This is a genomic window from Streptomyces sp. DH41, from assembly GCF_029813785.1.
Taxonomy (GTDB): Bacteria; Actinomycetota; Actinomycetes; order Streptomycetales; family Streptomycetaceae; genus Streptomyces.
The window spans coordinates 115,573-140,159 of the sequence record NZ_JARVKY010000016.1; the positions used below are offsets into that span (position 1 = coordinate 115,573).

18 protein-coding genes are annotated in these 24,587 nt (G+C 72.7%); 7 read left to right on the forward strand and 11 right to left on the reverse strand.

Going from position 1 to position 24,587, the window contains the following annotated elements:
* Window positions 1-3: 3 nt before the first annotated feature.
* The 4 genes from QC283_RS24860 to QC283_RS24875 form a co-directional block, all read right to left on the reverse strand.
* Complete coding sequence (locus QC283_RS24860; protein ID WP_279563883.1) at window positions 4-162, reverse strand: DUF6760 family protein; 159 nt, start codon at window positions 160-162, stop codon at window positions 4-6.
* On the reverse strand, window positions 159-680 hold the full coding sequence (locus tag QC283_RS24865; RefSeq protein ID WP_279563884.1) for a hypothetical protein: 522 nt from the start codon (window positions 678-680) through the stop codon (window positions 159-161). The genes QC283_RS24860 and QC283_RS24865 overlap by 4 nt, the downstream gene beginning before the upstream one ends.
* Complete coding sequence (locus QC283_RS24870) at window positions 680-1,123, reverse strand: phage tail protein (protein WP_279563885.1); 444 nt, start codon at window positions 1,121-1,123, stop codon at window positions 680-682. The genes QC283_RS24865 and QC283_RS24870 overlap by 1 nt, the downstream gene beginning before the upstream one ends.
* A gap of 77 nt (window positions 1,124-1,200) precedes the next feature.
* Entirely contained in the window at window positions 1,201-2,805 is a 1,605-nt protein-coding gene (locus QC283_RS24875; RefSeq protein ID WP_279563886.1) for a phage tail sheath subtilisin-like domain-containing protein, read from the reverse strand.
* 527 nt (window positions 2,806-3,332) lie between these two features.
* On the opposite strand from QC283_RS24875, the gene QC283_RS24880 reads away from it, so the two are divergent.
* The 4 genes from QC283_RS24880 to QC283_RS24895 all read left to right on the forward strand — a co-directional run bounded on the left by QC283_RS24880 (window position 3,333) and on the right by QC283_RS24895 (window position 9,879).
* Window positions 3,333-5,969: a hypothetical protein gene (locus QC283_RS24880; protein ID WP_279563887.1), complete on the forward strand. Its 2,637-nt coding sequence runs from the start codon at window positions 3,333-3,335 to the stop codon at window positions 5,967-5,969.
* Window positions 5,970-6,199: 230 nt separating this feature from the next.
* Complete coding sequence (locus tag QC283_RS24885; protein ID WP_279563888.1) at window positions 6,200-6,772, forward strand: eCIS core domain-containing protein; 573 nt, start codon at window positions 6,200-6,202, stop codon at window positions 6,770-6,772.
* A 90-nt stretch (window positions 6,773-6,862) separates the two neighbouring features.
* Window positions 6,863-8,320, forward strand: coding sequence for an RICIN domain-containing protein (locus QC283_RS24890; protein ID WP_279563889.1), 1,458 nt, complete (start codon window positions 6,863-6,865; stop codon window positions 8,318-8,320).
* Window positions 8,321-8,415: 95 nt separating this feature from the next.
* Window positions 8,416-9,879 (forward strand): RICIN domain-containing protein, encoded by a 1,464-nt coding sequence (locus QC283_RS24895; protein WP_279563890.1) that lies wholly within the window; start codon window positions 8,416-8,418, stop codon window positions 9,877-9,879.
* Window positions 9,880-9,987: 108 nt separating this feature from the next.
* Here the strand turns inward: QC283_RS24895 and QC283_RS24900 are convergent, their stop codons facing one another.
* The 3 genes from QC283_RS24900 to QC283_RS24910 all read right to left on the reverse strand — a co-directional run bounded on the left by QC283_RS24900 (window position 9,988) and on the right by QC283_RS24910 (window position 13,729).
* Window positions 9,988-12,033 carry an ATP-binding protein gene (locus tag QC283_RS24900; RefSeq protein ID WP_279563956.1) on the reverse strand — a complete coding sequence of 682 codons (2,046 nt, stop codon included), beginning with the start codon at window positions 12,031-12,033 and terminating at the stop codon, window positions 9,988-9,990.
* An 80-nt stretch (window positions 12,034-12,113) separates the two neighbouring features.
* Complete coding sequence (locus QC283_RS24905) at window positions 12,114-12,857, reverse strand: DUF4255 domain-containing protein (protein ID WP_279563891.1); 744 nt, start codon at window positions 12,855-12,857, stop codon at window positions 12,114-12,116.
* A 182-nt stretch (window positions 12,858-13,039) separates the two neighbouring features.
* The gene (locus QC283_RS24910; protein WP_383526252.1) at window positions 13,040-13,729 is read right to left on the reverse strand and encodes a helix-turn-helix transcriptional regulator; all 690 of its coding nucleotides are present in this window, start codon (window positions 13,727-13,729) and stop codon (window positions 13,040-13,042) included.
* A gap of 405 nt (window positions 13,730-14,134) precedes the next feature.
* Between QC283_RS24910 and QC283_RS24915 the strand changes: the two genes are divergently transcribed.
* Window positions 14,135-17,305, forward strand: coding sequence for an AAA family ATPase (locus QC283_RS24915; protein WP_279563892.1), 3,171 nt, complete (start codon window positions 14,135-14,137; stop codon window positions 17,303-17,305).
* Window positions 17,306-17,444: 139 nt separating this feature from the next.
* Here the strand turns inward: QC283_RS24915 and QC283_RS24920 are convergent, their stop codons facing one another.
* From QC283_RS24920 to QC283_RS24930, 3 genes are all read right to left on the reverse strand, one after another.
* The gene (locus QC283_RS24920) at window positions 17,445-18,329 is read right to left on the reverse strand and encodes an aminoglycoside phosphotransferase family protein (protein ID WP_279563893.1); all 885 of its coding nucleotides are present in this window, start codon (window positions 18,327-18,329) and stop codon (window positions 17,445-17,447) included.
* 101 nt (window positions 18,330-18,430) lie between these two features.
* Window positions 18,431-19,933 carry an MFS transporter gene (locus QC283_RS24925; RefSeq protein ID WP_279563894.1) on the reverse strand — a complete coding sequence of 501 codons (1,503 nt, stop codon included), beginning with the start codon at window positions 19,931-19,933 and terminating at the stop codon, window positions 18,431-18,433.
* Window positions 19,934-20,087: 154 nt separating this feature from the next.
* Window positions 20,088-21,248, reverse strand: a complete 1,161-nt coding sequence (locus QC283_RS24930) for an NAD(P)-binding protein (RefSeq protein WP_279563895.1) — start codon at window positions 21,246-21,248, stop codon at window positions 20,088-20,090.
* Window positions 21,249-21,401: 153 nt separating this feature from the next.
* Here QC283_RS24930 and QC283_RS24935 point away from each other — a divergent pair, with 153 nt between their 5' ends.
* On the forward strand, window positions 21,402-22,103 hold the full coding sequence (locus QC283_RS24935; protein WP_279563896.1) for a pentapeptide repeat-containing protein: 702 nt from the start codon (window positions 21,402-21,404) through the stop codon (window positions 22,101-22,103).
* 71 nt (window positions 22,104-22,174) lie between these two features.
* Here the strand turns inward: QC283_RS24935 and QC283_RS24940 are convergent, their stop codons facing one another.
* A complete protein-coding gene (locus tag QC283_RS24940) occupies window positions 22,175-22,675 on the reverse strand; it encodes a hypothetical protein (RefSeq protein ID WP_279563897.1) in 501 nt (166 codons plus the stop codon).
* Window positions 22,676-22,832: 157 nt separating this feature from the next.
* Here QC283_RS24940 and QC283_RS24945 point away from each other — a divergent pair, with 157 nt between their 5' ends.
* On the forward strand, window positions 22,833-24,575 hold the full coding sequence (locus QC283_RS24945; protein WP_279563898.1) for a protein kinase domain-containing protein: 1,743 nt from the start codon (window positions 22,833-22,835) through the stop codon (window positions 24,573-24,575).
* Window positions 24,576-24,587 lie beyond the last annotated feature (12 nt).

Below are 24,587 nucleotides of genomic sequence, written 5' to 3' on the forward strand. Positions count from 1 at the left end.
CGATCAGCCCTCCGCCATTCCACGCGTCACGAGGGACGCGATCTGGTCCGTGTACCGGCGGCGGTCCTGGTGTTCCATGTCCAGGATCGCCTCCAGGCTCCAGTGGAAGTGGTAGGCGACGTACGCGATCTCCTCGTGCAGCCGGTCGGTCGCGTACGTCACGATTCCCCCAGGCGGCTCCCGCCGAGTTCCACCTCGAAGGGCTCCGTGCAGTGCGGACACTGAACGGCCGCGCGGGTGTGGCCCTCCGCGTTGATCTGCCGGTAGAAGTCCTGCAGGAACGCCAGGTCGGAGGCGAACATGTTCTCCACGATCCCGTCGTGCACCATCGTCAGCGTGCCCAGCCGGGTGATGACCCGGCCGAGCAGCACCACCGAGAGGTACGCCGGGTTCTCCTGGACGCGCACGTCGCGCAGCGGGATCAGCTCGTCCCGTGCCGTCGACAGACGCATGACACCGTCGCGGTGGACCGTGCCCGAGTCGTCGACGTACCCGCGCGGCAGCTCGAAGGGGAACTCGGTCTGCAGCTGCTGTCGCGGTGCCGCGGCGACGGGCGGACCGGCCGGCGGACCGGCCGGTGTCTCCGCCGGAGCGGCGGCGGGAGCCGAACGGGGGAAGTCCGCTCCCGCCGCCGCGGTCTGGGGGGCCGGGGCTGACGCCCCGGCGGCCGAACGCCTCATTACTCGATGACCAGCTCTTCGAAGACGATGGTCACGGTCTCGGTGAGCTGGGAGGCCTCGCCGGCCTTCAGCGCACTGGCGTCGATCTTGCTGCACCAGGCGTTGCGCATGTTGTAGCGCTTCACCGGGGAGTTCATGTAATCCATCATGATGATGGAGGCGTTCTTACGGGCCGTGCTCATCTGACCGGCGATCGAGTCGTTGATCCACGACGTGAACGCGGGGGACTGGGTCATGCCGCGAACGACGGTGCACTGCCCGTCCTTCTGCGTACCCGGCAGGAGGCTGACCTCCGGCTGGCCCGACTGGGTGTTCTGGTAGCTCTTGATGACGTCCTGCTCGATGCTGAGGCCGTTGACCTCCGCGAGGTACTCGACCATCACGCCGTCGATCTGGAGACCGAAATTATGTGAGGTAAGGGAGTCACCCGGGCTGAGACTCATGTGTTCTCTGTCCTTCTGATGCTTCGTGAGGGTGGTCTACGAGGTGGCGTACGAGGGTTACGGCGTAGGCGGGCGGCCTACTCCTCCAGCTCCCCGCTGCCGCTGGAGAACTGCGCCAGCCGGAAGATCACGAACTCGGCGGGCTTGACCGGGGCGATGCCGATCTCGCAGATCACCCGGCCGACGTCGACCGACTCCGGCGGGTTGGTCTCCTCGTCGCACTTGACGTAGTACGCCTCCTCGGGCCGGGAGCCGAAGAGGGCGCCGCTGCGCCACTCGTTGACCAGGAACGCGGAGACGTTGCGGCGGATGCGGGCCCAGAGGTTGTGGTCGTTCGGCTCGAACACCACCCACTGGGTGCCGAGCAGGATCGACTCCTCCAGGTAGTTGAAGTACCGGCGGATGTTCAGGTAGCGCCAGGCCGGGTCGGAGGAGATGGTGCGGGCTCCCCAGACGCGGATGCCGCGGCCTGGGAAGGCACGGATGCAGTTCACGCCGATCGGGTTGAGCAGATCCTGCTCACCGCGGGTGATCTGGAGCTCGAGGTCGACGGCGCCGCGGACGACCTCGTTCGCGGGGGCCTTGTGCACACCGCGCTCGAAGTCGTTGCGCGCCCAGATGCCGGCGACGTGGCCGCTCGGCGGGACCAGGCGGGACTGGCCGCTGGACGGGTCGAAGGACTTGATCCAGGGGTAGTACAGGGCCGCGTACTTGGAGTCGTAGCCGGCCGTCTCCTGGCGCCAGACGCGGATCTGGCGGGCGTTCTGGTTGGGCGGCGGGTCGATGATGGCGACGCGGTCGCCCATCAGCTCGCAGTGGGCGATGAGGCCGAGCTGGACGGCCTTCACGGCCTCCAGGTCGATCGCGCCGCGCTGGTAGGCGGCCATCAGGTCGGGCACCGCGACCATGGAGATCTCGTCGATGGCCTCGAGGCCGCCGAAGCCGGTGCGGTCCGCGGAGTCGCCGAGGTACTGGGCCGGCCCGGGGTGCGCGGTCTCGGCCTTCTGGGCCGGTACGGCGGGGGCGGCGGCCGGCGGGGCGGGCAGCGTCAGGGACTGGTTCTCCGGTCGGGCCAGCTGCGCGGACGGCGCGGCCTCCGTCACGGTGATGAGCTTGGAGCGCTCCTTGACCTGCGTGACGACGTAGGAGCGGTTGCCCTTCTTGGCGCTCACGTCGAACGTCTCGACCGGCTTGTCGCCGTCCTTGACGATCAGCTTGAAGCGCTCGGCGGGGCCCTCGCCCTCGGGGTCCGCGACCTCGACGGTCAGCGGGCCGTTCTGGCCGGGGGCGGTGGCCGTCACGGCGAAGGTGCCGAGCTGCTTGGGCTCGGCGGCGGGCAGCGCGGCCTGAGCGGCCGTGCCCGTCACGGCCGCGGGGGTGGAGCCCGCGCCCGTGGCGTCGCCGGTGGCGTCCTCGGCGGAGCCGCCGACCCGGACGACGTACGCGGCGCTGCCGCCGTTGTTGAAGAACCCGTAGACGGAGTGCGCGAGGTAGTACCCGCCGGTGAAGTCACCGAAGGCCGCGACGTACTGCGTCCAGTTGGTCACCAGCGTGGGCTCGTTCAGCGGGCCGGACGGGGCGAGTCCGACGAAGGCCGCCACCGAAGTGCCCACTCCCTCGATCGGGCGCGAGCCGCTGGCCACCTCCTCGACGTAGACGCCGGGCGACAGGTAGGACGGCATGCTCTGCTCTCCTCGGGGTACGAGACAGGACGCCCCTCAGCCTCACGCGCGCGTTGCCGTCACCGAAACGTCCCCGGGTGCCGGAGTGGGGGCATGGTGGTTGCCCCCGGCCGTGCCCGTTGGGGCAGACTCCTCACCTTTCTCCGGTGGACCCCTGGTGGACGACTGGTGTTTCTGTTTCAACATCGTGTGTTGAGTGTCAGTTTGCCAGGACGTCATCTCGCGATCAGGCCCCGTTGAGGGGCGTTCCGTCCCGCCGCGTCCGGCGCGGAGCAGCGGTCACATGAGTGGTGACGGAACGTCAGGAGGGGTTGTCCGTGTCGGACCGCTTGCACGAAACGCAGACCCGTCGCGCGGACACCGCCGCGCCGTCCCGGCCCCGCCCGCGGCAACCGCGACCGGCCTTGGCCTCCTTGCAGGCCAAGGCGGGGAACAAGGCCGTCGCCGCGGCGATCCAGCGAGCGGCGGTCACCCAGGAGGCCGAGGCCGTGGGCCAGTCCCGGGCGAGCTCTTCGGGGACGCGGAGTGTGGTGGCCGCCGGCACTGAGCGGCCGGGTTCCGTCGTCGGCTCCGTGAGTCCGGTCGCTCCGGCGTCGGGGGCCGGGCAGGCACCGCAGGAGCGTCAGGGGGACGACGCCGAGGCTCGGAAGCAGAAGGCCGAGGCCGAGGCCAAGGAGCTGAAGGCGCTGAAGGGCCGGACGGCGAGCGCGGCTCAGGAGCGGGTGAACGCCGAGGCTCTGACGCAGGGCAGGACCGAGGCGATGACTGACGCGCGGAGCCGGGTGGCTGGGGCCGAGCACAAGGCGAAGGAGTGGGCGGGTACGGCCGCGGCGGCGGAGCGGCAGCGGGCGGAGGCCGCGGGCGAGGTGGAAACGCGGACGGAGGAGGTCGAGAAGGCGGAGGAGAGGCGGAAGACGGCCGAGGGTGATGTGCGGACGCGGGCCGGCGAGGAGGCCGCGGCGAAGGAGCAGGTGACCGAGGCGGCGCAGGCGTTGAAGGACGCCGAGGCCGAACTGGGGACGCTCACGCGCAAGGCCGAGGCCGCGGCGAAGGCGTTGAAGGACGCCGAGGTCGAACTGGAGGCGCTCACGCGGAAGTTCGAGGCCGCGGCGAAGGCGTTGAAGGACGCCGAGGCCGAACTGGAGACGCTCACGCGCAAGGCCGATGCCGCGGCGAAGGCGTTGGAGGACGCCGAGGCCGAGGTGGAGAAGCGGGCGGCTGCCGAGGGCGAGGCGGAGGAGCAGGCGGAGCAGGCTGTGGCCGCCGCGCGGGACGAGGCGCAGAAGTGGGCCAAGGCGCTGGCGAAGGCGAAGGAGCAGATGGGTGGGTTCGAGAAGGCGGCGAAGGAGGGAGAGGAGAAGGTAGGCCCCGCGAACGAGAAGCAGGCGGATGCCGCCGCCGCCGTGCAGAAGTGGGCCAAGCCCGTGAACGACGCGCAGGAGGCGGTGGCCGCTGCCCAGGTTCTCGTGGAGGAGAAGGAGAGCGAGTGCGAGACCGCGGCGCGGGCGCGGGTGGCCGCGGAGACCGCGCTGGGGGATCGGGAGAAGGACGAGGAAACGGCGCAGGAGCAGCTGAGTAGGGCTGTGACCGAGCAGAAGACGTACGCGGCGGCCAAGGCCGAGGCTCAGGAGGAGATGAGGAAGGCTCACGCTGCCGCGGGCGTCCACAGACAGGCGGAGAACGAGGCGCGAACAGAGGCGGCGGCCGCGGCGCGGGAGCAGCTGCGGGCGAGGAAGGCCGAGGCCGCGGCACGAGAGGCTGTGGCCGCGAAGGAGAAGGCGGCGAAAGACGCGGCGGGGGCACAGCAGCCGGAAAAGCCGCGTTTCCTGGAGAAGGCCAAGGCGAAGACCAAGAGCGCCTTCGGTCTCACCAATGCGAAAAAGAGGCTCGATCCGAGCGACACGGCCATCCTTCGCGTCACCGCACCCTCAGGAGTGGCAGCTCAAGCACATGCGAAGGACTCGAACACCGACATGGCGTTCGGTAGCGCGCCACAGCTGCAGGTCGAGTCCGGGTCCAACGTCGTCGTCTCCGTCCTGGGGGCATACAACGACGGGCGCGGCTACCTCTCCGCGCGGAAGGCCAAGGACGCGAAGGGAGCCGAGGCCCACCAGGCGGACAAGGACAAGAAGGGAAAGCCCGCCGGCTTCGTTACGAACGCCCTCATGACCGTCAGCGACGGGCTGAAAGTGGGCAACGCCGCGATGAAGAACAAGGGCGTCGCGGAGGGGGTGGCGGGTCTCGGAGAGGGAACCGGCGTTCTCACCGGAGTGTTCTCCGTAGGTATCGGTGCTCGTGAGGGCCGAGTCATCCACCGTACCAAGCACAAGCGCCGTAATCTCAAGGAGCATTCTCTGCGGGATGTGGAAGCGGTTCGGAACCGAACGCTTCAGACGGTGCTGGACCGTTTGGACGAGGTGAGTGCGGAGCTGGCCGGGAAAACGGCCGGGCTGTCGGGCGGCCCCCAGGCCGGCCCGACCGCGGAACAGCTGAAATCCCTTGGCGAGTCCCAGGCGGAGGCGGACAGCCTGAGGAAGGAGCTGATGGAGCATCTCGCCAGCGGACAGCAGTACGCGATAAAGAAGCAGGACAGGAAGATCGTGAAGCGTGCGGTCAACCTGGGTGGCAACGTGGTTCGTACCGCAGGTGGCATCCTGGGGGTCATAGCCCTCGCGGGGACACTCGCCACTCCGGCCGCACCTGCCGTGGGCGGCGTGGCGGCAGCCACTCTGGGTGGCCTTGCCGCCTACAAGGGAGGCAAGGCCGGCTACAAGCGCGCCACCGAGGTGCGGCATCCTGCCAAGTGGGCCCGAACCACGCTGGCTCAGGGGGAGACCGAATTCACCGAGCAGACCGCGGAGAATGAGAAGAAGGGCAGCAAGCGGAGCGCGACGGCGGAATTCCTCAAGGTGACGAAGTCCGTCGGGCAGGGAGAGCGTCAGCTCACGGCGCAGGAAATCTACGCGCTCGCGGCCGGGCCGGCCGTCCCCGTGGGCAAGAGCGTACCCGCGGATGTTCGTGCCAAGGCCCGTGAGTTGCTCATAGACCTCAACTGCACCTGGGAGAGGCGCAAGGAGACGAAGGAGGAGTGGGAGGCCTCGCTCAACGACCCCGATCAGCAGGAGGGCTGGGAGAAGTACATAGCCAAGCAACTGGCCTCCTGAATGCCACCCACCGTGCCGGGCCCCGTCGTCCGGCGGTGACGCTGCCCCCGGCGTTGCCCGCGCGGGCCTGCCGGTGGCCGGGGCGGTCCGGTAAGGCTGGTGGCCGGACATCCGGTGTCGAAGGGAGCATGGTGCGCGCTCACGAGGAAGCCGCCGATCAGAAGGCCGTGAGAGGCGGTCAGGCTCCGCGCCGGGCCGTGACCGCGCCCGTCGGCGTGCGAGGCGGGCCGATGACCCCCGCGACGGCCCTTGCGCTCCAGCGCTCCGTCGGCAACCGGGCGGTCGCCCGCATGGTCGACCAGGGCCAGGACCAGCACGTGCACGGTGCCGGCTGCGGGCACGGCGGGGTCGAGGACAGCAGCCCCGAGGGCCAGCGCCAGCTCCTGGACGCGGCCATGGCCACGCCGAGCCGCCCGCTGGCCGGGTCGGTGCGCTCCGAGGCCGAGTCGTTCTACCAGAACGACCTCTCGCCCACCCGTATCCACGACAGCCCGACGGCCCAGCGCGCCACCGTGGCGCTGGGCGCCCAGGCCATGACGGTCGGCACCCATGTCTTCCTCGGGCCGCAGGCGTCCGGCCGGAAGGACCTCCTCGGCCACGAGCTGGGCCACGTCGACAAGAACCTCCGAGGCAACCGGGAGACCGGCAACAACAACGGCGCCGGAGTCACCGTGACCGACCCCGGCCAGGACTCCGAGCGGACGGCGGCGGCCGACGGCGCGGCCTTCGCGGCGGGGGTGCGGACCGCACCGTCCGTCGTCGCCCAGCGAGCGGCCACGGAACACGCGGACGACGTGGAGTAGCCCCGACCGCCACCCGAACGGCCTCTTCGGGCAACACGGTGTGCCCTATCGGCTCCTGACGGCACATCAGTGCGTCCGTAACCTCGCCAGGTGACACTTTGGACCTCCCTGGAGCCCGCGTCCGCCACCGTCGACCCCGGCAGCAGCACCTGTGTGCGCCTGAGGGTGCGTAATACCGGTGATGTCGTTGATGAGTACCGGTTCGAGCCGGTGGGGGATGTGGCCCCGTGGACGGTGGTGGAGCCGCAGACTCTGCGGTTGTATCCGGGGACTACGGGGACGGTGGAGCTGACGTTCGCTCCGCCTCGGACGCCGGATGCGGTGGCGGGTCCGAATCCGTATGCGGTGCGGATCACGCCGACGGAGCATCCGGACGCGGTGACGGTGCCGGAGGGGAATCTGACGGTCACGCCGTTCACGGAGGTGCGGGCGGAGCTGGTGCCGCCGACGGTGAAGGGCCGGTTCCGGGGGCGTCCGAAGCTGGCGGTGGACAACCTCGGTAATACGAAGGTGACGGCGTCGGTCGCCGGGAGTGATACCGGGGATCATCTGTCGTACGAGATCCGTCCGGGGAACGTGCAGATCGAGCCGGGTCGTGCGGCGTTCGTGGAGACGACGCTGAAGCCGCGGCAGATCATCTGGTTCGGGTCGAAGGAGGAGCGGCCGTACACGTTGGCGGTGCGCCGGTCCGGGGTCGATCCGACCGAGGTGGAGGGTACGTACGTCCAGCGGGGTTTCCTGCCGCGCTGGCTGGCGACGTTCCTGGGGATCGCTCTCGCGTTGACCGTGGCGTTCGTGATGATCTGGATCGCCTACAAGCCGCAGGTCCGCACCAGCGCCACCGAACAGCTGGAGCAGACGGGCATCGAGCTCGCCCCCAGCCCCAGCGCCGACGGGCAGAAGCTGCCGAGTGGCGGTGAGTCGGCGCCCGTCGAGCAGCCCCAGCCGGAGCAGACCTCCGAGGAACCCAAGAACGACGGTGGTGGCGGCGACGGCGATGGCGGTGGCGGCGACGGTGGCGGCGAGAAGCAGCCCGAGAAGCCGGCCAAGAAGGAGCCGTCCGTGGTCCCCGCCAACAACGTCCTGCTGCGCAACACCGTCACGAAGATGTGCGCCGAACTCCCCGGACGTGAGGGCGGAGAGATCAACGGCCCTGTCCAGCAGTCCGCCTGTCGTGAGGGAGTCGCCGACAACCAGGTCTGGAACCTGGAGGTGAAGTACCCGAAGGCGGGCCCCGGCGGGACGGCGCTCTTCCAGATCCGGAACATCAAGGACCAGCTCTGCATGGACCTGCCGGAGTACGGAGCCCAGCCCACCAAGACGCCGATCACCGAGTTCACCTGCACGGGCACCCAGGCCGACAACCAGCTCTGGTGGGTCGACAAGCAGAAGAGCGGCCACTACTGGATCCGCAACTTCGCCAGCAACAACAAGTGCCTCAACGTGGAGGGCTGGAGCGACGGCGGCGAGTTCGCCAAGCTCACCCTCTTCGACTGCCTGGACGGCGATGACCAGGAGTGGGAGATCCTCACTTCGCTGAAGGACTGACGACACGCTCCGGCTCACCGAGCGGGGTCGCCGGGGCAACAGGTTGTGCCCCAGCGGCTCCTGACCGGACATCGGTCATTGCGTAGCGTCGGGGCGTGAGCCTATGGACTTCGCTGGAGCCCGCGTCCGCGACTGTGGACCCCGGCAGTAGTACGTGTGTGCGCCTGAGGGTGCGTAATACCGGTGATGTCGTTGATGAGTACCGGTTCGAGCCGGTGGGGGATGTGGCCCCGTGGACGGTGGTGGAGCCGCAGACTCTGCGGTTGTATCCGGGGACTACGGGGACGGTGGAGCTGACGTTCGCTCCGCCTCGGACGCCGGATGCGGTGGCGGGTCCGAATCCGTATGCGGTGCGGATCACGCCGACGGAGCATCCGGACGCGGTGACGGTGCCGGAGGGGAATCTGACGGTCACGCCGTTCACGGAGGTGCGGGCGGAGCTGGTGCCGCCGACGGTGAAGGGCCGGTTCCGGGGGCGTCCGAAGCTGGCGGTGGACAACCTCGGTAATACGAAGGTGACGGCGTCGGTCGCCGGGAGTGATACCGGGGATCATCTGTCGTACGAGATCCGTCCGGGGAACGTGCAGATCGAGCCGGGTCGTGCGGCGTTCGTGGAGACGACGCTGAAGCCGCGGCAGATCATCTGGTTCGGGTCGAAGGAGGAGCGGCCGTACACGTTGGCGGTGCGCCGGTCCGGGGTCGATCCGACCGAGGTGGAGGGTACGTACGTCCAGCGGGGTTTCCTGCCGCGCTGGCTGGCGACGTTCCTGGGGATCGCTCTCGCGTTGACCGTGGCGTTCGTGATGATCTGGATCGCCTACAAGCCGCAGGTCCGCACCAGCGCCACCGAACAGCTGGAGCAGACGGGCATCGAGCTCGCCCCCAGCCCCAACGCCAGCGCCGGTGCGGAGAAGCTGCCCAGCACGGAGGAGCCGGCCCTCGCTCAGCCCCCCGCGCCGCAGCAGACCACCGAGGAACCGAAGAAGGACGGGAACAAGGACAGCGGCGGCGGCGGTGGCGGTGGCGGCGGCGGTGGCGACAAGCAGACCGAGAAGCCGGCCGAGGAGCCCGACGTCGTACCCGCCAGCAGGGTCCTGCTGCGCAACACCACCACCGAGTACTGCGCCGAGCTGCCGGGGCACGAGAAGGGGGAGATCGACGGTCCCGTCTGGCAGTCCGTCTGCGATCCCACCGACGCCGACAACCAGCTCTGGAACCTGGAGGTGAAGTACCCGAAGGGCGGCCCCGGCGGGGCGGCGCTCTTCCAGATCCGGAACGTGAAGGACCAGCTCTGCATGGACCTTCCCGGCCTCGGAGCCAACCCCATCAGGACGCCGGTCACCGAGTTCACCTGCGACGGCACGCAGGCCGACAACCAGCTCTGGTGGGTCGACAAGCAGAAGAACGGCAACTACTGGATCCGCAACTTCGCCAGCAACAACGCGTGCATGGACGTCGCCGGATCAAGCGTCCGCGTCATCAACGCCCAGATGATGATCTACGAGTGCGCCAACTCCGACGACGCGGAGTGGCAGATCCTCCCGTCGAACCAGGCCTGAGCCCCGCGATCGCCGGCCCCGCCTCACGGGGCCGGCCCGGGGCGGCCGGTCACCACTCCCGGCGACGCCGCGGGGCGGTTCCGTCGGCCGGGGAGTGACGGCGGGCGGCTACCAGACCGCCTCGCCCGGCACCAGCCGGCCGGCCTTGCGGTACTCACGGCGGGCGCCCTCCAGGAGGTCGTCCGCCGTCACCTGGCCGCCGCGTCCGGCGGCGAGGTAGGCGGCGGTGACCACCGCGCTGCGGATCGAACCGCCGGCCAGCTCGAAGTCCCGGGCCAGTGGAGCCGGATCGATGCCGTCGTCGGACGGCACGTGCGACAGACGGTGCCGCCACAGCGCCAGCCGCTGACCGGCGTCCGGGAACGGGAAGTCGACCACCAGGTCCAGGCGCCGGGTGAACGCCTCGTCGATGTTGGCCCGCAGGTTGGTGGTGAGCAGGGCGATGCCGTCGAAGGACTCCAGGCGCTGGAGCAGGTAGGCGCTCTCCATGTTGGCGTACTTGTCGTGCGCGTCCTTGACCTCGGAGCGCTTGCCGAAGACGGCGTCGGCCTCGTCGAAGAGGAGCACGGCGTCGGTGCGGTCGGCCTCCGTGAAGATCCGTTCGAGGTTCTTCTCGGTCTCGCCGACGTACTTGTCCACCACCGACGACAGCTGGACCACGTAGAGGTCGAGGCCCAGGTCGGCCGCGACGACCTCCGCCGACAGGGTCTTGCCGGTGCCCGACTCGCCCGCGAACAGACCCAGGACGCCCCGGCCGCGTCCGCCGCCCGCGCTGAGCCGCCAGTCGCCGAGGACGCGGTCGCGGTGGCGGGCGCGCAGGGCGAGTTCGTGCAGCTGGACGAGGGGCTTGTCGGGCAGGACCAGGTCCCCCCAGTCCACGTCGGGCCGGATCCGGCGGGCATGGCTCTCCAGGCCGGAGGCCGACTGCCGGCGGGCCGCGAGCCGGACGTGGGCGGCGGTGATCGGGGTGCCGTCGAAAGCGGCGAGGGAGCGGGCGGCGAGCGCGGCCCGCTGGATGCGGTCGCCGCCGAGCCGGTAGGGGGCGACGGCGTCGGCCAGGTCGAACGTGTCGCTGTCCGGTCCCAGCGCCGCCCGCCAGGCGGCCGCGCCGCCGGCCAGGCGGCCCGGCGCGTCCAGGACCAGTGGGTCGGTCGGGGACCAGTGCGGGTCGTACGGTCGCGGGTCGGTGAGCAGCACGGTCACGTCCGTCGCCGCCGTCAGCGCCCGTACCAGCGGGCCCGGCCGCTCGGGCAGGCCCGACACCACGACGGCCCGGCCGGTGAGGCGTGCCTCGCGCAGCAGCTCGGGGACGTGGTCCTCGGGCCGGGAGCAGCGCAGCGCGTCGATGCCCGCGGCGTCCAGGACGGAGGAGAGAGCGGCCAGGCCGTCGCCCTCGCGCGGCTCGCGCAGGTAGGCGGTGAGCGGGCCGTCGTGCAGACGGGCGGCGAGGCGGCGTACGAAGTCGTCGGCGCCGGGGGCGGGCAGCGGATCCGGCATCGGTTGCAGCAGGTCGAGGAGGGCGGCGTCCGGGGTGTCGTCGCCGAGCAGATGGCCGATCAGCCGGTCCGGGACCCGCAACGAGCGGGTGAGGAAGGGGCGCTCCGGCTCCTCGACCACCAGCAGGCCGAGGGCGCGCAGCGGCGTGGAGGCGTGGAACCGGGCCCGGGCCGCCGCCTGGTGCGGGGACACCCCGCACAGGTCGAGGGCGAGGCCCACGGTGGCGCGACGGCGGCTCACGTCGTCGTTGAGGTAGCCGTAGAGCGGCTCGAAGGTGCGGTCGATGTCGGGGGCGAGGGCGATGAGCAGGAGCGCGATGTCCAGCTCGGTCAGCCGCGTCCGCCCGGCCAGCCGGGCCAGCCGGTCACCCGGGCCGGCCGGCCCGCCGGCGGACCCGTGCGGCGGGGCGGAGCCGAGGGCGCCGAGAGCGCCTGGGGCATCGGTGGCAGTGGTGGCAGGGGTGGCCTGGGGAGCGTGGGTGGTGGCGGTGGCTTCGGGCGCGTCGCCGGACGGCCAGGCGCGCAGCAGGTGCTGTACGGCGTCGTTGGACAGGTAGAGGCCGCGCAGTGGGTCGTCGGCCGTGGGGTCGGCGGCCGAGCGGTGCTCGACCAGCGCGGCCACCTGCTCCCGCAGGGCGGAGAGGCGGCCGCGCAGCATGTGTGCGGGATCGCCGTCGTACGGGTCGGACGCGGGGCCGGCGGAGGCGGCGGTCGAAGCCGTCGGCACGAAGGGGGCGTTCACGGCTGTTCCGTCCGGTCCACCGGGTGGCCGGCCGGGTCCTTGCGGGCGGCACGGCCCGCCGCGTTCTCACGGGCGGTACGGGCGGCCGCCGCTTCCTCGCGGGCCGCGCGGGCCGCGGCCACCTGGTGGGGACGGTGGGAGCGCCCTTCCGACTCCGGCGGGTCGCCGTCCATACCGCGCAGCCGGACCGTCGCGCCCTCGGTGACCGGGGGCCCGGCGTCGTACTCCGGGAAGGCCGGGAAGGGCGCGGTCACCACCAGGTCCAGGGACGGCTTCAGCTCACCGCCCAGGGCGGACCAGATCTCGGCGAGGGAGCGGGACTCCGTCTGGATGCCGGCCACCGTCAGCGGCATCGACAGGCCCAGCGCCCCGAGCGAGCCGGGGAGTTCGTCGGGCGGCAGAAGCTCGCGGGGCAGCAGGGTCGCCAGTACGGCCGACAGCAGCCGGTGTTCGTCCTGGGGGGTCTTCGTCCACGCCGTCAGCAGGTACGACAGCCGGAACCAGCGCGGCGGCTGGCGGCGCCGCACCACGATGTCGCGCTCGTCCCGCACCGCGATCTGGCCGCGCTGACGCCGGTTCACATCCTCACGGATGTCGTACAAGTAGGCGTTGACCACGGGAGCGTTGCGCCGGGCCGCCCAGTCTCGGGTGGGTGCCTCGAAGGCCACGTCGATGCCCGAGCCCGTCAACGCCCCACCGCCGAGGAGCTTCTTGAGGACCTCGTCCACCTCGTGGATCACTCTTGCGCTCCCGCCCTGCCCGTACTGCCGTTCCGTCGGCCCGACCGCTGCCGCGGCCTGTCACCGGTTGTCACCGATCGTGCCCCGGGTGCCGCCCTGCCCGCGCGCGCGCCGGGGACGGCGGACGGGCAGGCCGCCTTGCCCTCGTGGCCCCATGGGGCCGGTCTCGAATGCCCTTTCGGTCAGATGTAGCCTTCCCTCAGGGCATAGGCCACGGCGTGCGCACGGTTGCGCAGGTGGAGCCGCGTGGTGAGTCCGTGCATGACGTTCTTGACGGTCCGTTCGGAGTAGGACAGCTTGCCCGCGATCTCTCCGGTGTCGAGGCCCTCGGCGACCAGGCGCAGGACGTCCACCTCGCGTGGCGCGAGCCCCAGCGAGGGGGCGCCGGGACGGCCCGCCGCGCCCCGATGCAACGTGCCCACCTGGGAGATGAGCCGGCCGAGCAGGTCGGCGGGCAGGTCGCCGTCGCCGCGGGAGGCCGCCAGCACCGCCTGCACCAGCCGGTGGGCGGTGGCCTCGTGCCGCCAGACGATGGCGCCGACGCCGCACTCGACGACGTCCAGCAGTTCGTTCTCACGGATCGCGCCGACCACGAGCACGGCGCGCGCGCCCTCGCTGCGCACGATCCTGCGCAGCCGGGTGAGTGCCGCCTCGTCCAGGGCGTCCTCGACGAGCAGGGCCACGGTGCCGGGGCCGGAATCCTCGCGCAGGTCGATCTCCGGGTGCCGGCGCAACTGGCTGACCGCGCCCTCGCGGCTGATCGGGTCCGGAGCGGACACCGCCACCGGGACGCGCCGGTCGGTGACCCCGACGGCCGCGCCGGTGCTGGTGCCGATGGTGGATGTGGTGGTGGTCCGGGGTGAGTTGAACAACCGTTTCCCCCCTGTTCACGAGCCCGCCGTCCGGCGCAGGCCAGTAGCGGATGAGCGTGTTCCACACTTCTGTGACGGCTGGGACCGCGCAATCGTGGAGCACCACGAGGCACACCACGAGACCAGTGCGGAGACCGTCACGAACGGACTACCGAGCGTGCGTTTTAGCAGGTCAGGAGGGTTTTACGGGAAAGTGCGGCAGTCCGTGGCGTCGGGTGCGCACCACCGTGAGCCTCGCCACAACCACCACAACGACCGCGAGCGCGGCCACCGTCACGACCGCCGCGGCGGTCACCGCCCGGCCCACCGGACATCGTTGCCACGCGTGGGCCACTTCACACCACCCACGTCCGCATTCGTTCGTCTCACAGAGCGGGGGAGCATCATCCACCACAGGAGGCACCGATGACCGGACCGCTCCGTGAACGCGACGACGCCCACGCGCTGCTCGCGACCGAGACCGAGCGCGCCCGGACCGGCACCGGCGGTCTCGTCCTGCTGCGCGGCGCCACCGGCACCGGCCGTACCGCGGTCCTGGAGGCCGTCGTACGGCACGCCGCGGACCGTGGCCTGCGCGTGCTGAGTGTCCGCTGCTCGCCCGAGGACACCGGTGTCCCCTTCGCCACGGTCTGTCAGCTCCTCGGACCGGTACCGGAGTTCACGGACCTGGCGCCCGGCGGCGACGACCGCGGCAGCGCGGCCCGGATGTGGCGGCTGCTGCGCTCGTACGCCGACGAGGGGCCGCTGCTGGTGGCCGTGGACGACGTCCACCTGGCCGACGACGCCTCGCGGCGCTGGCTGGTCGAAGCGGCCCGGCGCGTCGACCGATTACCGGTACTGCTGGTGGCCACCGAGCGCAGCCAGTACGACATCGACCCGCGGCCCGCCGGACTCACCCAGGCACTGTCCCCCTCCCTCGTGCGCACGCACACCCTCGCCCCGCTCAGCGACGCGGCGGCGGCCGGGCTGGTCCTGGACGCCTTTCCCGCGGCCGGACCGCGCTGGACGGCGCAGTGCGTACGGGCGGGCGCCGGCAGTCCGTTGCTGCTGCACGCCCTGCTCGACGACCTGCGCGGCATCCCGCGGCCGGACGGCCACGCGCCCGACGGCGCGCCGCCCCTGCCCGACACCTGCGCCGCGCTGTATCCCGGGACCTACCCGGCGGCCGTCTCCTGGTGGCTGAACAGCGCCGGGCCCGCGACGGCCGACGTGGCCCGGTGCCTCGCGGCACTGGAACAGGCGTGGCCGACGGGCACGGACGACGACCCTCCGGACGACGACCCCCCGGACACCCCGGCGGGCGACCCGGTGGACGACCCCGCGAACCGGCCGGGTGGACGCGGGGTGGTCCGGCATGCCCTCGTACCCCCCGACGCGGTTCCGCTCCGCGCCGCCGGGGCCCCCGAGTCCGCGCGGTCCACACCGGCCGCGCAGCCGCCCACACCGGCCGTGCGGGGCTCGCGGCCCACGCGGTCCATGCCCTCCACGCAGCCGGGCGGGGACGCGGAGTACGCGTGGCACGACCCGTACACACGGCGCGCTCCCCGGGAGGACGACCCGTACGCGCGGCCCACCCCCCGTGGCCGTACGGCCGAGGCGGGAGCCGGGGACCCGGTCGACCTGCTCGCCGAGGCGGCAGGCGCCGACCCCGCGCGGGTCGCCGGGTGGCTCGCCGCCATGACCCGGCTCGGTCTGCTGCGCCCCGACGCCGAGGGCCACCCCCGCTACGCGCACCCGCTGCTGCGCGACGCCGTGCTCACCGGCTGGCCCCGGCCCCGCCGGGAGGCCGCGCACCGGGCGGCGGCCGAGGCGATGCTGCGCCGGGGCGACCGGGTCGAGGCGATCGCCCGGCATCTGCTGCGGACGCCGGTCGTCGGGCTGCCCTGGGCGCTGCGCGTCCTGCGCGACGCGGTCACCGTCGCCGTGCACGACGCCCGCCCCGACGACGCCGTCGGCTATCTGCGCCGGGCCCTGGACGAGCCGCTGCCGGACGACCTCCGCCAGCGGCTGCTGACCGAACTGGGCTCCCTGGAGTACGCGTCGGCCGACACCCCGGCGGCCATCGCGCGCCTCGCCGAGGCCCAGCACCTGCCGGCCGATCCCCGCAACCGGGTGCGTACGGCCGTGGCCCTCGGCACCGCCCTGGCCGGACGCGGTGAGATCCGTACGGCCATGGAGGTGCTGCGCCGCACGGAGGGCCGGCTGGCCGGCCACCCGGGCCTGACCCGCACCGTGCAGGCCGCCGGCGCCCTGCTGTCCGACGTGGACCTGGCGACCCGGCAGGAGGTGTACCGGTGGCTGTGCGAGACCGGCGAGCACTCCCCGGAGCTGTTGGGCACCGCGGGGCAGGCCCTGCTCGTGCGGTACGCGGCGACGGCCGCGCTGATCTCGGCCGAGGAGGCGATGACCCGCGTACGGGCCCTGCTGGCGCAGCCCACCGACCCGCTGGCCGAGCCCTTCCTGCTGGGCACGGCCGCGGCGGTCGCCCAGTGGGCCGACGAACTCGACGAGGCGGACCGGCTGGTGGAGCGCGGCCTGGCCGGTCAGCATCCCGCCCTGCTCCACCCGATGCAGCACGCGCTCCTCAACACCCGCGCCGACATCGCCGCGGCCCGCGGCGACCACGCCCGGCTGCTCGCCACCGGCCCCGGCCGCGACGCGGTGGCGGCGGTCGGGATGACGGCGCCGTCCGGCGCCGGGCCCACCAACCGGGACGCCCACGCCCTGATGGCCCTGGTCCACACCGGCCGCACCGAGGAGGCCGGGCGGCTCGCGGGCGCCTTCGACCTGCGCCGGGCGCCGGAGTCCTGGGAGCTGAACCGCTTCCTGTACGCGCGGGGCGTGCAGCGGGCCGCCGCCGGCGACCCGGCGGGCGCGATCCAGGACTTCCTGGAGAGCGGGCGGCGTCAGTCCGCCCGTGAGGTGATCAGCCCGGTCGTCACCCCGTGGCGGACCGCGGTCGCGGAGTGCCGGCTGGCGCTGGGCGGCGGCCAGGAGGCACTCGCCCTGGCGACGGAGGAACTCAGGCTGGCCCGGGTGTGGAACACCCCGCGCACGGTGGGCCGCGCCCTGCGCGTCCTGGGCACGGCGACCGGCGGGCGGCGCGGCCTGGAGCTGGCCGAGGAGGCCGTACGCACCCTGCGGGACGCCCCCGCCGACACCGACATGGAGCTGGTCCCGGCGCTCATCGCCCAGGGCCGTCAGCTCACCGCCGCCGGTGAACGCGGCCGCGCCCGCGACTGCCTGCGCGAGGCGACGGAGCTGGCCGAGGGCAAGGGCGCCGTGCGGCTGCTCACCCTGGCGGGGCAGGCCCTGCGGGAGAGCGGCGCCCGGGGCCCGGTGACGGCCCGTACCGGCTCCGGGGCGCTGACCGGCAGTGAGCGCCGTATCGCCGAACTGGCCGCCGGCGGCCGGACGAACACCGAGATAGCCGACCTGCTGCACCTGGCCCGGCGCACCGTGGAGACCCATCTGACCAGCACGTACCGCAAGCTGCGGATACGCCGCAGGACCGAGCTGCCCGGCGCGCTGGCCCGCGGCCGGGCCAAGGACGCGCGGCCCACCATGCAGGACTGAGGGCCGGCGGGGGCGCGGTACGCCCGTGCGTGGCGCGCGGCTTCGCGGTGCGTCCCTGCGCGGCACGCGGCACGCGGCACGCGGTACGCCGCCCGGGGCCGTCCGCCGGCTCGGGGAGCGGCCGCCGGACGACCGGAGTTCACGCCGCCGTTCGCAGCAGCCGCCCGATCTCCAGCTGCCCGGTCTCCAGCGGGTCGCCGTCCTCCACGTTCCACAGGCAGTTCTGCAGGACGCGGCCGAGGGACCAGGCGCGGGCCCGCTCCCGGTCCAGTCCGAGGACGTCGGTCATGGCGTCGAAGCGCCACCGGGTCTCGTCCGGGTCGTAGCGGTTGTCGAGGGCCGGGAGCAGGTCGAAACCCGGGTCGCCGGCCAGCGGCTTGGGGTCGATGGCGAGCCAGGGGGCGCGGTCCGAGGCGAGGACGTTGTCGTAGTGCAGGTCCCAGTGCAGCAGCCGGTCGCCGGGCTCGTCCGCCACCTCGCGCACGGCGGCGGCGCAGTCGGCGACCAGACGGCGGTCGGCCGGGTCAGGGACGCGCTCCAGGACGTCCGGCGTCCGCTCCAGCATGCCCCGCGCGATGTCGCCGAGGCGGCGCACGCCGGGCGGCGCGGGGGCCCTGGTGAGGTGGGCCAGCAGCCGGGCGATGACGAGGACGGCCTCGCGGGAGTCCTCGACGTGACTGAGCGTGCGGGCCGAGTCCAGGCGCTCCAGGAGCATCGTGCCGGTGGCCGCGTCGTGGTCGAGCAGCCGCACCGCCCCGTCGCCGTCCCACAGCCGCAGGGCGACGGGCTCGCCCTCGGTCTCCGCGTCGAGGATCTGGAGTTTCAGCGCGGCCGGTGTGCCGTCGCGGCGTACGACGGGCAGTACGAGGGCGGCCCAGCCGTGCATCGACGGCCCGTCGAGGCGCAGTTCCCAGCGGTCCAGGAAACCGGCCGCCAGCGCGGGCAGCGCGTCGATGAAGGCGCGGCCCGCCGCTCCGTTGTACTTCGCCTGCGCGACGGCGAGCGCGTCCGGAACCTCGATCATGTCGGCCGACGCTACCGGTGGGCGGCGTGGCGGTCACGCGGATATCGGGCCTCGGGGGGGCGAGCCCCGGGGCGCGGACGTCCTGGACGGCGGCCCCGCCCTCAGGTCACCGGTTCCGGCACCGGCCGGTCGGCCGGGGGGCCGTGCTTCGGAGCCTTGGCCGTCACCATCAGGCCCGCGATCAGGGCCGCCAGCAGCATGACGCCGGCGGCCAGCCAGATGGCGACCGTGTAGCCGTGGACGATGCCCTCCCGGACGACCGATTCCCGCTGCGACGGGTCGGTGAGGTGGGAGGTGATGTAGGAGGCGCTGGTGCTGGTGGCGATGGTGTTGAGCAGCGCCGTGCCGATCGAGCCGCCCACCTGCTGCGAGGTGTTGACCGTCGCCGAGGTCACGCCGGAGTCCCGTGGGGCGACTCCGGCGGTGGCGGTGGAGAAGACCGGCATGAAGGTCAGGCCCATGCCGAGACCCATGAGGATCAGCGCGGGCAGGATCTCGGAGGCGTACTCCGAGTCCACGGTCATCCGGGTGAGGATCACCATGCCGCCGGAGGCGGAGAGCATGCCGGGGACCATCAGCATGCGCGGGCCGACGTGGCGCAGCAGCCGGGCCGAGATCTGGGTGGAGCCGATGACGATCGAGGCGGTCATCGGCAGGAACGCGAGGCCGGTCCGCACGGGGGAGTAGCCGAGGATGGTCTGGAGGTAGTAGGTCATGAACAGGAACATCCCGAACATGCCGATGACGGCCAGCATCATCGTCAGGAAGCAGCCGGCGCGGTTGCGGTCGCGGATGACGTGCAGTGGCAGCAGGGGGCTCGCGGCGCGGGCCTGCCACCACACGAAGACCGCGAGGAGTACGACACCCGCGGCGAACAGCGCCAGCACCAGCGGGTCGGTCCAGCCGCGTGGCTGCGCCTCGCTGAAGCCGTAGACGAGGGCGACCAGGCCGCCGCAGCCGAGGAACACGCCGGGGACGTCGAGGCGTGCCCCGGTGTGGCCGGGGCGGTCGCGCAGCAGGACCAGGGCGCCGATCACGGCGGCGACGGCGATGGGGATGTTGACGTACAGGCACCAGCGCCAGTTCAGGTACTCCGTGAGCACACCGCCGACGAGGAAACCGACGGCGGCGCCGCTGCCGGCCAGGGTGCCGTAGATGCCGAAGGCCTTCCCGCGCTCCTTCGGGTCGGTGAAGGCCGTCGCCAGCAGGGAGAGCGCGGACGGCGCGAGGACGGCGGCGAAGACGCCCTGGAGGGCGCGGGCTCCGAAGAGCATCGCCGGGGTGGTGGCGGCGCCGCCGATCGCGGACACGGCGGCGAAGCCGATGAGCCCGATGATGAAGGTGCGTCTGCGTCCCACCAGGTCGGCGACCCGGCCGCCGAGCAGCAGCAGCCCGCCGAAGGCGAGGGTGTAGGCGGTGATCACCCACTGGCGGTTGGTGTCGGACATGCCCAGGTCGCGCTGCGCGGAGGGCAGCGCGATGTTCACGATGGTCGCGTCGAGGACGACCATCAGCTGGGCCAGGGCGATGACCACCAGCCCCCACCAGCGGCGGGGATCGGCCTCCGCGGGCGCGGCCGGCCCACCTGTCCGGGTGCCACTCATCTGGTCAGAAGACCATGAAACGGGGCGTATCGCATCCCGTTGCGTGCGGCTGCGTGCGGCTGCGTGCGGCTGCGTGCGGCTGCGTGCGGCGGCCGAGGGCGCACGCGGCCCGTTACGTCCCGCGCGGGGCGGGGACGCGACGCGACCGGCGGACTCACGCGTGTTCGACGTCCAGCTCCCGTCGGCCGAGTGCCAGCGACACCGCCGTCAGGGCACTGTTGAACGACACCTCCGACAGCAGGCCGGGCGCGGCGACCTGGTCACCGGCGAGATAGACACCGTCGCCGCGGTCGATGGCGGGCCGGTCGCGCCAGGTGGTGCCGGGCGGGTCCACCGCACCGGTACGGCCGTTCGCGATCGCCTCGCGCCGCCAGGTGAGGCGCTCGCGCCAGCCGGGGAAGCCGAGGTCGAGCAGTTTCTCGGCGCGGGCGGTGCCGTCGGCCTTCGACTCGTGGGGGCCGATCGGGATCTGTCCCTGGATCAGCTGCTCGCCGGCCGGAGCCAGGGTGCGGTCCTGCGCCGAGAACCGCTCGATCCACCCCGGCGCGTCCAGGTCGGAGACCGCGAAGGCGTCACCGCGCCGGGTCCGTACGGCCAGGTCGATCAGGGTGGTGCGCCCGCTCGGCCAGGTCAGCGCGGGCTCGCCCAGCAGGCGGCGGGCGGCGTCCAGGGAGGTGGCGACGACGACGGGGTCGCCGGCCGGGACCGTGTCGACGCGGGAGACGGTCTCCACCCGGACCCCCAGGTTCCACGCCAGGGCGGCCATCCGGTCGATCACCCCGGACCAGCCGCCGCGCGGGTAGTGCGCCTCGGGCGGCAGCTTGGCGGCCCGGCGCAGGCGTTCCTGCACGAAGGCGGCGGACAGCGACCCGGGGTCGTGGTGGAAGAGGGCGACGGCGCAGTAGTGCGCGGCGGCCCGGGCACCCTCCTCGCCCGCGACGCCGGCCGCCCAGGTCAGGAAGTCGGTGTCGACGGGCGCCGGCCCGACGCCCCGGCGCAGCAGCTTGAGCATGGCGAGGGGCGGGGTGCGGCGCAGCGCGCCCTTGTGGCGCAGCCGCAGCCGGGCCGCCTCCAGCGGCGGGATCGGCGCGAGCGGGCCGATCAGGTCGCGCTGCCGCAGCCACGTCCAGTGCGGGCCGCCGTTGTAGAGGGCGTGCGGGCCGTCGTTGGTCCGGTAGCGGTCTTCGGCCGTCCGGGCCCGTCCGCCGAGGGTGTGGTGCGCCTCGTGGACGGTGACCTTGGCGCCCGCCTCGGCGGCGGTGATGGCCGCGGTCAGTCCGGCGAAGCCGCCGCCGATGACGGTGATGCGATGCATGGCTGGTGCTCTCCCTAGGGTCGGGGTCGCCTGGCGTGATGCCTGTCCGCCAGTACGACGTTCGCGGGGACGCCGGATGTGACATGAGGCCGGGGGGAGGACCGTTCGCGCAGCTCGGCGCCGGTTGTCAGTGGTGGGGTGCAGCATGGGGACATGGCGAGGAGAGCTGTGGGCGGCGGCGGTACGAAGACGACGGTGCGGGCGGCGCGGCGCCCGGAGCCGCGGCTGCCACCGCTGGAGCCCCATGACGGAGCGGAGCTGGAGCCGGACGGGGACTACGACGCGCTGGAGTTCCGGGAGACGGACTTCGCCGGGCAGGACGGCGCGGGCGCCCGCTTCATGGACTGCGCGCTGACGGGGTGCGCGCTGGACGAGGCGTCCCTGACCCGGGCCCGGCTCCTCGACTCCGTACTCACCGGTGTCCGCGGCGTCGGTACGCAGCTCGCCGAGGCGACCCTGCGCGACGTCGAGCTGGTCGACGCCCGCCTGGGCGGCACCCAGCTGCACGGTGCCGTGCTGGAACGGGTCCTGGTCCGCGGCGGCAAGATCGACTATCTCAACCTCCGCCGGGCCCGGCTCAAGGACGTCGTCTTCGAGAGCTGCGTCCTGGTCGAGCCGGACTTCGGGGGCGCCCGCCTGGAGCGGGTCGAGTTCGTGGACTGCGCTCTGAAGGGGGCGGACTTCAGCGCGGCGACCCTCACGGACGTCGACCTGCGCGGCGCCGCCCCGCTGGAGCTGGCCCGGGGTGTGGACCGGCTGTCGGGGGCGGTCATCAGCCCGGCCCAGCTGCTTGACCTGGCACCGGTACTGGCGGCGGAGCTGGGGGTGCGGGTGCTGGCGGGGGAGGGGGAGTAGCGCCGGGGGAGAGCAGGGGGCGGGGAGCCGCGCGAGACCCGAGGAGGAGCAGGAGGCGGGGTCCGGGATGCTCAGGAGACCCGGGGGAAGCGGGCCTGGAGGGTCCAGATCGCCGGGTTGTCCGCCAGGTCGTCGTGCATGTCGGTGAGGTCGGCGATCAGGTCGTGCAGGAAGTCGCGGCACTCCCGGCGCAGTTCGGTGTGGGAGAAGGAGAGCGGGGGCTCGCTCTCCGGCAGCCACTCGGCCTCGATGTCGACCCACCCGAAGCGGCGCTCGAAGAGCAGGCGGTCGGCGGACTCGGTGAAGTCCAGCTCCGCCCACTGCGGCCGGGCGGCCCGGGAGCCCGCGGGGTCCCGGTCGACGCGCTCCACGATGTCGCACAGCGCCCAGGCGAAGTCGAGCACCGGCACCCATCCCCAGGCTGTGGAGATCTCCCGGTCCGCCTTGGTGTCGGCGAGATACACGTCTCCGCAGAACAGGTCGTGCCGCAGCGCGTGGACGTCCGCGCGGCGGTAGTCCGTCTGCGGGGGGTCGGGGAAGCGGGTGGAGAGGGCGTAGCCGATGTCGAGCACGCAGGTGATGGTGTCATGGCCGTGGAACCGGCCGCGCCCGCCGCTCGTGAGTCATGACGGTGGTCGAATCAACTGCCCGTGACGCACCGGGTTTTCTCAGGGATACCTCGTGTCTCTATCCTCATGCGCACGGTGTCGCCAGGAAGAGGGAGCACGAATGAACGGGTTGGAGCCGGGCGATCCCGAATGGATCGGTACCTACCGATTGCTCGGCAGGCTCGGTGAGGGCGGTATGGGCCGGGTGTACCTGGCGCGGTCCGACCGGGGCCGGACGGTGGCCGTCAAGACCGTCCGCGAGGAGCTGGCCCGCCAACCCGACTTCCGGCGGCGCTTCGCGCAGGAGGTGAAGGCGGCACAGCGCGTCGGCGGCGAGTGGACCGCGCCCGTGCTGGACGCCGACACCCAGGCGCCGACCCCCTGGGTCGCCACCGGCTATGTCGCCGGGCCCTCGCTCGCCGAGGTCGTGGACCAGCAGTACGGGCCGCTGCCCCCCGCCTCCCTGCGGGTGCTGGCGGTGGGCCTGTTGCGGGCGTTGCAGACCATCCACGGCGCCGGTCTCGTGCACCGCGACCTCAAGCCCTCCAACATCCTGGTGACCATCGACGGCCCCCGCGTCATCGACTTCGGCATCGCCCGCGCGCTGGACGTGTCCACGCAGTCCGCGGACGGGTTCACCCGCACCGGGGCCGTCGTCGGCTCGCCGGGGTTCATGTCCCCCGAGCAGGTGCGCGGGGAGAAGGTGTCGTACGCCAGCGACATCTTCTGCCTCGGCGCGGTGCTGGCCTACGCCGCGACGGGCCGGATGCCCTTCGGTACCGACGAGGGCGGGATGCACTCGCTGCTCTTCCGCATCGCGACCGAGGAGGCGGACCTCTCCGGCGTACCCGAGCCCTGGCAGGGGCTGGTCGCGTCCTGCCTGGTCAAGGACCCCGACAAGCGCCCCACCCCGGACGAGCTGCTGACGTCGATCGAGGACATGGAGGGCGCGGACGCCGCACGGGGCGGCGCGTGGCTGCCCGGCGAGGTGCTGGCGGAGCTGGGCCGGCACGCCGTACAGCTCCTGGACAGCGAGGACCCGGAGAAGCGCGTGCCGGTCGGGGCGCCCGTCGCGGGCTTCGGCCCGCCGCCCACCGCCTACGGCCCGTCGACGCCTCCAGGGCCGGTCCCCACGCCGTTCGGTGCCCAGCCGGGCCCCCAGCGGTCTCCGGCGTACGCCACGCCCGTCCCCGGCCCGGCCGCCACCCCCTCCCCGTACGCCCGACGGCCCATGCGCCCGCTCCGGGGGCTGGCCCTGACCCTGAACGCCCTGCTCGGCGTGTACGCCTTCCTGCTGCTGGCCCGCGGTGCCGTCCTCGGGCAGGTGCTCGTCCAGCTCGGCGATCTCGACAGCGACGAGTCCCCGCGCGCCATCGAGAGATTCGACGACTGGGTCCTCGCGTCCGATCTGCTCTCCGGCCTCAACGGGCTGGCGATCATGGGGGCGGCGGGCATGTGGGTGTGCTGGTTCCGCCACACATGGCTGAACGCCGACGCGCTCGCGCCGGGCCGGATCCGCTACGGCCCCGGTCTGGCGGCGGGTGCCTGGTTCATCCCCGTCGCCAACTTCTACCTGCCCAAGCAGATCGCCAACGACATCTGGACGGCGACGACCGGCCGTGCGAAGGGCGCCGGGCGGTGGCTGGTGCACACCTGGTGGTGGCTCTGGCTCGCCCACTTCGTGACGTTCATGAACGACTCGTTCCAGGTCTGGAACGAGGACAAACTGGTCGAGGACGCCAGGGAGAGCGTCATCAACTCCCAGGGCGCCAACGTTGTCGGCATCGTGAGCACCGTGCTGGCGATGGTCCTGGTCTCCCGGCTCACCTCGCTCCAGCGGGCCCGCGCCGCCCAGACCGCCTGAGCGGCGCGGGGG

Excerpts from the sequence above, each read along its gene's own strand:
- QC283_RS24865 (WP_279563884.1), bottom strand. The coding sequence starts at position 680 with ATGAGGCGTTCGGCCGCCGGGGCGTCAGCCCCGGCCCCCCAGACCGCG.
- QC283_RS24870 (WP_279563885.1), bottom strand. The coding sequence starts at position 1,123 with ATGAGTCTCAGCCCGGGTGACTCCCTTACCTCACATAATTTCGGTCTC.
- QC283_RS24875 (WP_279563886.1), bottom strand. The coding sequence starts at position 2,805 with ATGCCGTCCTACCTGTCGCCCGGCGTCTACGTCGAGGAGGTGGCCAGC.
- QC283_RS24885 (WP_279563888.1), top strand. The coding sequence starts at position 6,200 with ATGACCCCCGCGACGGCCCTTGCGCTCCAGCGCTCCGTCGGCAACCGG.
- QC283_RS24900 (WP_279563956.1), bottom strand. The coding sequence starts at position 12,033 with ATGCTGCGCGGCCGCCTCTCCGCCCTGCGGGAGCAGGTGGCCGCGCTG.
- QC283_RS24915 (WP_279563892.1), top strand. The coding sequence starts at position 14,135 with ATGACCGGACCGCTCCGTGAACGCGACGACGCCCACGCGCTGCTCGCG.
- QC283_RS24920 (WP_279563893.1), bottom strand. The coding sequence starts at position 18,329 with ATGATCGAGGTTCCGGACGCGCTCGCCGTCGCGCAGGCGAAGTACAAC.
- QC283_RS24925 (WP_279563894.1), bottom strand. The coding sequence starts at position 19,933 with ATGAGTGGCACCCGGACAGGTGGGCCGGCCGCGCCCGCGGAGGCCGAT.
- QC283_RS24930 (WP_279563895.1), bottom strand. The coding sequence starts at position 21,248 with ATGCATCGCATCACCGTCATCGGCGGCGGCTTCGCCGGACTGACCGCG.
- QC283_RS24935 (WP_279563896.1), top strand. The coding sequence starts at position 21,402 with ATGGCGAGGAGAGCTGTGGGCGGCGGCGGTACGAAGACGACGGTGCGG.
- QC283_RS24945 (WP_279563898.1), top strand. The coding sequence starts at position 22,833 with ATGAACGGGTTGGAGCCGGGCGATCCCGAATGGATCGGTACCTACCGA.